The sequence below is a fragment of the Pantoea wallisii genome, from assembly GCF_002095485.1.
Lineage (GTDB): Bacteria > Pseudomonadota > Gammaproteobacteria > Enterobacterales > Enterobacteriaceae > Pantoea > Pantoea wallisii.
The window spans coordinates 1-8,112 of sequence record NZ_MLFS01000102.1 but is presented as its reverse complement, the minus strand read 5'-3'; the positions used below and the strand labels follow the sequence as shown (position 1 = coordinate 8,112).

Genomic DNA, 8,112 nt, shown 5'->3' with positions numbered 1-8,112 from the left:
AATCCCTGATAATTAACTGTGTGGATCGAGCAACCAGACGCCTTCTTCGCTGATGCTCAGCGTTTGCTCGCGCGTACCGTCCTGGCCGCTGATAGCAAAGGTGTATTTGCCGGGTGCCAGTTGCAGGGCGGCAAAGCCATTGGCGGCGGGTACCAGCGCCTGCTGTTTGCCGTTAACCTGAACGCGCTCGCCTTGCTTCAGCCGGAGGTAGACCTGCGCCACCGGCTCCGGCGGCACAGCTTCGGGCTCCGGATCGGGTTGGCGCTGTGCGGTCTCTGTGGGCGCAGCCGCCGGTTCAACCGGTGCCTGAGCAGCGGGCGCGCTGTGCTGCACGCTCGCCGTCGGCGGTGCTGAATCATCGCCGCCAGACATCAGCAGACCAACACACAGGCCCAGCAGCACGCCGGCTGCCACCAGGCCCGGCAAGGCAAAGCGATGCCCCAGCAGCGCTTTTACCGGTGAAACCGGTGCCGCCTCTTCAGCCTCTTCAACGGGCACCAGCATGGTGCCCGGCCCCGTGATTTTGGCACTCAGCAGCGGTTCCGGTTCGCGCTCCGGCAGCGCCATCAGTTCGGCGAAGGCATCAATGCTTTGCGGACGATCCTCCGGTTTCAGCGCCAGTGCACAATCCACAGCGGACAGCAGCGCGGCGGAGTAACCCGGCACGCGGCGCTGTGCCAGCGGCTGATAGTTATCTTCAATGCTGCGCACCACGCTGACCGGCGGCGGCGCACCGGTGATCAGCGTATGCAGCACCGCGCCCAGCGCATAAATATCGGTCCATGCCCCCTGCTCGCTCTCGTCGTTATCGCTGTACTGCTCAATCGGCGCATAGCCGGGACGCAGCATGGTTTCGCTCTCGTCCGAAAGGTTACCGATGGTTTTACGCGCCGAGCCGAAGTCCAGCAGCACCGGCTCGCCGCTGCTCTGAATCTGGATGTTATCCAGTGAGATATCGCGATGCAGATAGCCCGCCTCGTGGATGGTTTTGATGGCCCCCAGCAGCGGCGGCAGCAGGCGACGGATCCAGGTCTCATCCACCTGCTGCGGATTACGCTCGCGCAGCGCGGAGAGCGTGGTCCCGCTGTAGAACACCGTGCCCATATACGCGGTGTCGTTCTGCACCCAGAAGCGCAGCACATGCAGCAGGTTAGGATGGTTGAAACGGGCCAGCAGCCGCGCTTCCTGAATAAAGCTGTTCAGCCCGGCGTGGAACGTTTTGCTGAAGCGCTCGCTGCGCAGCACCAGGTTAAGGTCATCGCTGCGCACTGCCAGCGAAGCCGGCATAAACTCTTTGATGGCGATATCGCGCTCCAGCTGATGATCCCAGGCACGATACACAATGCCAAAGCCGCCACCGCCGATAACTTCTTTAATTTCAAACTCATTGAATCGGTAACCCACCGGCAAGGCGTTGGGTACGTTCAGGGGATTATCGTGTTCCGACATTTTCGAAAACTCTCTGATCACTAACGGCTTTAGACATCGAACTGGCAAACAAACTCGCCCTGCTCACAGCACACCTGCACACGGCGATAGCGTTCATCACGGGCATGGGCACTCAGCAGCATCTGGCTCATCTGTGGCAACAGGGTATTAGTGAGGATGGCATCGACCATGCGACCGCCTGATTCCACCTCCGTGCAGCGCTGCACAATCTGGCTAATCACCGTCTCATCCACCTGCGCCTCAATGCCGTGGTTATCCGCCAGACGGCGCACAATGCGGCCCAGCTGCAGGCGCACTATCTCTGCCAGCATCGCATCGCTCAGCGGGTAGTACGGCACCACCAGCAGGCGGCCCAGCAGCGCAGGCGGGAACACCTCCAGCAGCGGTTTGCGTAGTGCCATGCTCAGCGCGTCCGGATCGGGCATCAGCTCCGGATCGGCGCACATGGCGCTGATTAACTGCGTACCGACATTGGAGGTGAGAATGATGATGGTGTTGCGGAAGTCGATATGGCGCCCTTCGCCATCCTCCATCCAGCCTTTATCAAATACCTGGAAAAAGAGCTCGTGCACATCCGGATGCGCTTTTTCGATCTCATCCAGCAGCACCACGCTGTAAGGACGACGGCGCACCGCTTCGGTCAACACGCCGCCTTCACCGTAACCGACGTAGCCCGGCGGTGCCCCTTTCAGGGTGGAAACGGTGTGCGCTTCCTGGAACTCGCTCATGTTGATGGTGATGATGTTCTGCTCGCCGCCGTACAGCGACTCCGCCAGCGCCAGCGCGGTTTCGGTTTTCCCGACGCCCGACGGGCCGCACAGCATAAAGACGCCCACCGGCTTGTTCGGGTTATCCAGACGCGCGCGCGAAGTGCGTACGCGTTTGGCGATCAGCTCCAGACCGTGGCGCTGACCAATAACGCGCTGATTCAGGGTGTCGGCGAGGTTAAGCACCGCGTCGATCTCGTTTTTCACCATGCGGCCCAGAGGAATACCGGTCCAGTCAGAGACCACGGCCGCCACCACGCTGGCATCAACTGCCGCAAACAGCAGCGGCGCTTCGCCCTGTACGTCTTGTAGCTGCTGCTGCAGTGCATCCCGCTCGGCATCCAGTGACGCTCCCCCTTCGCTGACGCAGCGCGCGCGCAGTTCAATGAGCTGATTAACCAGATCGCGCTCCTGCTCCCAGCGCTGCTGCAGCGCATCACGCTCGGTTAGCAGTTCAGCGCGCTGTGCGGCAATCGCCTGCTGGCGTTCCGCATCGCCGAGCCCGACTTTGCTTTCGCGCTCGATGATCTCCGCTTCGATCTCCAGCGCGGCTAACCGGTGCAGGCAATCTTCCAGCGCCGCCGGCTGCGCACCCTGGCTAACGGCCACGCGCGCGCAGGCGGTATCCAGCAGTGCCACCGCTTTATCCGGCAGCTGACGCGCCGGAATGTAGCGATGGGAGAGTTTTTACCGCCGCGCTGACCGCTTCATCCAGCAGCAGGATTTGATGGTGTTTCTCCAGCGCGCTCACGGTGCTGCGCAGCATCAGAATCGCTTTGGCTTCGTCCGGCTCCTGCACCTGCACGGTCTGGAAACGACGCGTCAGCGCCGGGTCTTTCTCAATGTATTTTTTGTATTCCGCCCAGGTGGTGGCGCCGATGGTGCGCAGCTGGCCGCGCGCCAGGGCCGGTTTCAGCAGGTTAGCGGCGTCGCCGGTGCCCTGCTGGCCGCCTGCGCCCACCAGCGTGTGGATCTCATCGACAAACAGCACAATTGGCGTCGGGCTGGATTGCACTTCGTTGATCAACGTCTGTAAGCGCGCTTCGAACTCGCCTTTCATGCCGGCCCCGGCCTGCAACATGCCGATATCCAGCAGCCATAGCTGCACATCGCGCAGCGGCGCCGGCACATCACCCGCGGCAATGCGCAGTGCCAGCCCCTCCACGACCGCCGTTTTCCCCACGCCCGCTTCACCGGTCAGCAGCGGGTTGTTCTGACGGCGGCGCATCAGAATGTCCACCATCTGACGGATCTCTTCATCGCGTCCGGTAACCGGATCGATACGCCCTTCACGCGCGCGCGCCGTCAGGTCCTGTGCATATTGTGCCAGCGTGCTGCTGCCGGCTGCCGGCACCGCCCCTTCTGTACCGGGCGCCGCCACGCTGGCCTGCTGTGCCTCTTTGCTGCTGGCGAGCAGGGTATCGAACTGCTCCAGCAGAGCGTCAGCATTGATGCGGGCAAACTGGCCGGAGATGCCTTTCAGCACGCTGGCCAGATTGAAGGTTTTCAGCATGCCAATCAGCAGATGGCCACCGCGAATGCGTGTGGCACCGTACTTCAGCGAGGCGTACACCCAGGCGCGTTCAACCGCGCTATCGATGTGCTCGGCGAGATCGGAGATGGCGCTCGCGCCGCGTGGCAGGCGATCGAGCGCCGCCACGATATCCCGCGTCAGCGCGTTTTCGTCCAGTGAAAAATGGCTGATCACCTGCTGCAGGTCGCCATCCTGCTGCTGCAGCATCTGGTGCAGCCAGTGCACCAGCTCAACATAAGGGTTACCGCGCAGTTTGCAAAAGGCGGTGGCGCTCTCCAGCGAGGTAAATAACAGCGTATCCAGTTTGCCGAATAACACGGCACGGCTGATTTCTGACATATCGGGTCTCTTTAATGAAAGAAGCGGGCTGTGTAACAGAGGAAAAGCGATTGAGTTAGCGTGCCGCTGTCTCAACCTCAAACATGAAATCTTCACGATCCTGCGGCTGCGGCATCTGCCCCAGCCAGCTGGTATAACCGAGCCGGGCCTGACCGCCCAGCGTGACGCTTTTGACCTCATCCGCAGCGAGGATCAGGCTGAGATCCCACTGCATCTCAATGCCGAGGTAGTGCCGCACCCAGTCGCGGACTTCCCGGGCGCCCGGCGCATCCGGCAGAAAGTGTGCATACTGCGCCGCGCTGAGTGGTCCGATACGCAGGCGAAAGCGGTGCTGCACATCGCGTACCGCTACCCCGAGAAACGCCGACTCCCCCAGCCGTGGCATGTGACGGCCTGCACCCAGCCGCGCCTGGTCGCGCTATCCAGCGTTAGCCACTGCGGTGTGTTCTGCTCCAGCCGAACCGGCACGCCAAAATAGTGGCGCAGTATGCGCTCCAGCCCTTCGGCATCATGACCGTGGCGACTGAGATGGCCGACCAGCATCAAACGCGCATGTAAGCTGAGCGAGCTGGCCTGCTGCTGCGCCGGTAAACCTATGCCGGTAAGGCAGGCGAGATAATCGCGGAAGCGGCTGTCATCAGCGCGATCCAGCGAGACAACGGGCTGCGCATCGGCCCACGCGCGGTAGAACAGCAGCGTGGCGCGATGGTGAAAGAGGTCGGCAAACGCCGCCATACTGTGATCCTGATGGTGCACGATGCGCTCGTGCACGTACTCGCTCAGGTGCGTGGGTAGCGGGCCGTTGGGGCCAAACAGGCCGAAGCTGTAGATGGAGACTTCGTGGCGATCATCTTCTGCACGCGTCTGCACGCTGGCGACGGTCGAGGGTGCGAAGGCCAGCGAGGGGGTCTGCCCAATGCGCACCGCCTCAAACTTTGGCAGCGGCGCACGCCCCAGCGGATAGCGCTGCCCGCCCTGCGCGTCAAGCTTCCGCAGCAGCTGGAACAGATCGTAGCGCCACGGCGCGGCCATCACCTTGTGCCAGAAATCGTCCGGCAGTCGCGTGGCGCGCTGCAGCGGAGTAACGCCTGCTTCTGTCATATCAGCGCCTTCCTGCCCATGCGCGGCGGCCAGTAACCCACTTCACCGCGCTGCTGGCTGTTGAGCGTGAACTCGGTAAAGCTGTTAAGCGCCACCAGCCGTCCGCATACGCGCTCCAGCACGCTGCCGAGCAGCCACGGGCTGGCGCCGGAAAACGCCTGCTCATCCACCTCCAGCGTGATGCTGACGCCGCGCGCAAAGACCACCGGGCCGGGCTCGGGTACGCGACGATTGACCGCCTTAAGCTGGCAGTGCCGGATGCCGTCAATCTGGCGCGCAACCGGCGCATCCGCCAGGTTGGCATACAGACTCAGCAGCTGGCGCAGCGCGGCAGCCCCTTCGCCATCGCTGCTGTCCATCAGGCTGAGGTAGTTCATTTGCAGATGGCTGATTAAGCGCCACGCTGCCAGCCCCTCTGCCAGCGCCGGACGCGGCGGCGTGGGCCCTTTACGCAACGTCAGCTGGCTGACCGGGATCGAGTCCGGCATCACGAAGTTGCCCTGCTCCTGCTGCAGCAGCATCAGCGGCAGATCGCGGCTGGTGCACAGCACATCCGCTGACAGATAGCGCACCTCATCGCGCCATGGCGTATGGTGCTCATCCACCAGCGAGAGAAACACCTCCGAGCCAATATAGCCGGTGCGCGTCCCGTAACGCTGCGCGTGTTCCGATAGCGTGCGCTGCTCGCGGCGCAGCGAGAAGTAGGCCCCATAGTCGCCCTCATCTCCGCTGAAGGTGCTCCAGAAGGGGCGGAAGATCTGCTCTTCGCGCTTGTCCTCAACGGTAGCGAACAGCCGCTTAACCGAGTGCACTTCATAATCCAGCGGCCGGATGTTATCGACCACCAGATGGTATTCGTGCTGGCTATCGCTGATTTTCAGGCGCTCAGCGGTTTTGGGGAAAAGATTGATCACCGGCGTGCAGTGCAGCGCCAGATGGCTGGCATCCACCACGCTCTCCAGCGCGCTGTCGGCTCTGTCCAGCAGAATAATGATGTCAAACGCCTGGGCGTTATCGCAGCGGCGCAGGAACGGCGCCAGCTGCTTCAGGCTGATGAACTGGAAGCGCGCCGGGAAAGCAAAATACTCCTGCAGCAGTCGGTAGCCGTCAAAGTTGCGCAGATCGTCCGGCAGCAGCGCCTGCTCCGGTGCGAACCCCTCCTGCTGCAGCGCGTCATCCGCTAAGACCTGGCGCAGCGGCTTTTTCTCTACGGATTGCAGCAGGATACCCACGCGATGCTGCATCAACAGCTCCAGCAGCTTCTGCGCCTGAATATCGGGCCCGCTGAGAAACAGCATTACGTCGTCCACGTTCAGCTGGCTGAGTGATGATATCCCTTCGCACGCAATGCGTACGCGCAGCGCGCTGGCAGCACCCAGACCGCTCAGTTTCAGCTCGCCGAGCGGCAGATCACCCGGTACGCCACCGAGCGTAACGTCGCTGATGCGCAGCGGGTGCAGCATCACGTCGTGTGCCGTAGTGTAGCTGCAGGTGACACCGGTTTTTTTCAGGTTTTGGCTCTCCATCATGGTGCCGCGCGGCACGAGAAAGCCGTTACTGATGTCACCTTTGCGGCTGTCCGGCGTTAGCTGAGCGATGGCCATCGACGGCGTCGGTGAGAGGTACGACGGTGCGATCATCTCCAGCAGGCGCTGTGAGAAGCGCGGGAACTCCGCGTCCATTTTTAGCTGCACGCGTGATGTCAGAAAGGCGAACCCCTCCATTAACCGCTCAACGTAAGGGTCGGCGACGTCGATGCCACGCATGCCGAGACGCCCGGCCACTTTCGGATAGCGTGCGGCAAACTCCGCGCCCATCTCACGCAGATAAGCCAGTTCGCGGTTGTAATAGTCGAGCAGTTTGCTGTCCATGTTTACCCTGCATCCTGTAGTTCAAAATGGCCGCTCTCCAGATCAACCTGGGTGCGGAACAGAAACTCCAGCGGATAAGGCACGCACCACAGCCGGCCCTTGATCTCAATCGACAACACGTTGTGCAGGCTGAGCGATTTCATGTCACTGACACAGCGCACCTGCAACCCCTGCGGCAGAATGCGCGGCTCAAAGTGCAGGATGGCATTGGTCATTTTGCGCTGCATATCCTGCCACTCGATGTCTGAGATGTTCTGTCCGGCCAGCGGCGCCACGCCAAAGTTCCACACCGAACGCTGCACCTCACCGAACGCGCTGAGATCCTGCTGCGCTTCATTGTTGATAGTGTTGAACAGCCACTGCAGATCGCGCAGCACGTGGCGGCGCAGCGTGCTGTGGGTGATCAGCGTGGTGCTGCTGGCTTCGCTGCGCTTGTCCGGGGCATTGTCCGTGAGGCGATCGAGCAGCGAGGATTGCAGCTTGTCACGCGCGGTTAACGCATCACGATTTTTGCGCGCGCGGAAGCCGCCATGCAGCTGCGCATAACCATCGTTCAGCGAACTGTTATCACGGCTCATCGGAGATCTCTGGCGCATCAAAGGTGATCTGCTGCAGCGTCAGCAGGGGCACTTCAGCGCCCTCGCTCAGCCACATCTTCTGACCGTGGCCGATAAAGTGATCGTCTGTGTCTATCGCCTGCCACTCCGTAACGCTGGCGCGCAGGTAGCGTTCGTCTGCGCCCTGCTGCAGCGGATAGCGCAGCGGGATCTGACAAATCTGTTCGCTGCCATCAACGAGCTCAACGCGCGTATGGCGCCAGATGAGATCGGTCACGCTGGCCGGTGCCTGAAACGTCATTTCACGTATCGCGGCAAACGGTATCCAGTAGTAGCGCCCGTTGGCGATGGCTTCACACACCGGGCCAAAGCGGCTGTCGCCGTCCATCAGCCAGGCAAAATCCGTCTGCCGATCCTGCTGCTGCAGCTGGCCGGGATTGGCTTTGGCCTGTTCCCGCGCCGCGTTGCGTAGCGCTGTGGCCCGGGCGTGATCG

Annotated in this window: 6 protein-coding genes and 1 pseudogene; all 7 read right to left on the bottom strand. The window is 61.9% G+C overall.

Features of this window, described 5'->3' with window-relative positions:
- Positions 1 to 12: 12 nt before the first annotated feature.
- Positions 13 to 1,449: a serine/threonine protein kinase gene (locus HA48_RS21400; RefSeq protein WP_128603112.1), complete on the bottom strand. Its 1,437-nt coding sequence runs from the start codon at positions 1,447 to 1,449 to the stop codon at positions 13 to 15.
- 29 nt (positions 1,450 to 1,478) lie between these two features.
- Entirely contained in the window at positions 1,479 to 2,855 is a 1,377-nt protein-coding gene (locus HA48_RS23010; RefSeq protein WP_425270680.1) for an AAA family ATPase, read from the bottom strand.
- A gap of 4 nt (positions 2,856 to 2,859) precedes the next feature.
- On the bottom strand, positions 2,860 to 4,089 hold the full coding sequence (locus tag HA48_RS23005; protein WP_425270679.1) for an AAA family ATPase: 1,230 nt from the start codon (positions 4,087 to 4,089) through the stop codon (positions 2,860 to 2,862).
- A 55-nt stretch (positions 4,090 to 4,144) separates the two neighbouring features.
- Positions 4,145 to 5,190, bottom strand: a pseudogene (tssG, locus tag HA48_RS21390) (type VI secretion system baseplate subunit TssG).
- The gene (gene tssF / locus HA48_RS21385; RefSeq protein ID WP_128603111.1) at positions 5,187 to 7,061 is read right to left on the bottom strand and encodes a type VI secretion system baseplate subunit TssF; all 1,875 of its coding nucleotides are present in this window, start codon (positions 7,059 to 7,061) and stop codon (positions 5,187 to 5,189) included. Before tssF ends, tssG begins: the two are co-directional and overlap by 4 nt.
- 2 nt (positions 7,062 to 7,063) lie before the next feature.
- The gene (gene tssE, locus HA48_RS21380) at positions 7,064 to 7,639 is read right to left on the bottom strand and encodes a type VI secretion system baseplate subunit TssE (protein WP_128603110.1); all 576 of its coding nucleotides are present in this window, start codon (positions 7,637 to 7,639) and stop codon (positions 7,064 to 7,066) included.
- The coding region (locus HA48_RS21375) for a type VI secretion system accessory protein TagJ (RefSeq protein ID WP_279626747.1) at positions 7,629 to 8,112 on the bottom strand (484 nt) is incomplete at its 5' end. The genes tssE and HA48_RS21375, both read right to left, overlap by 11 nt.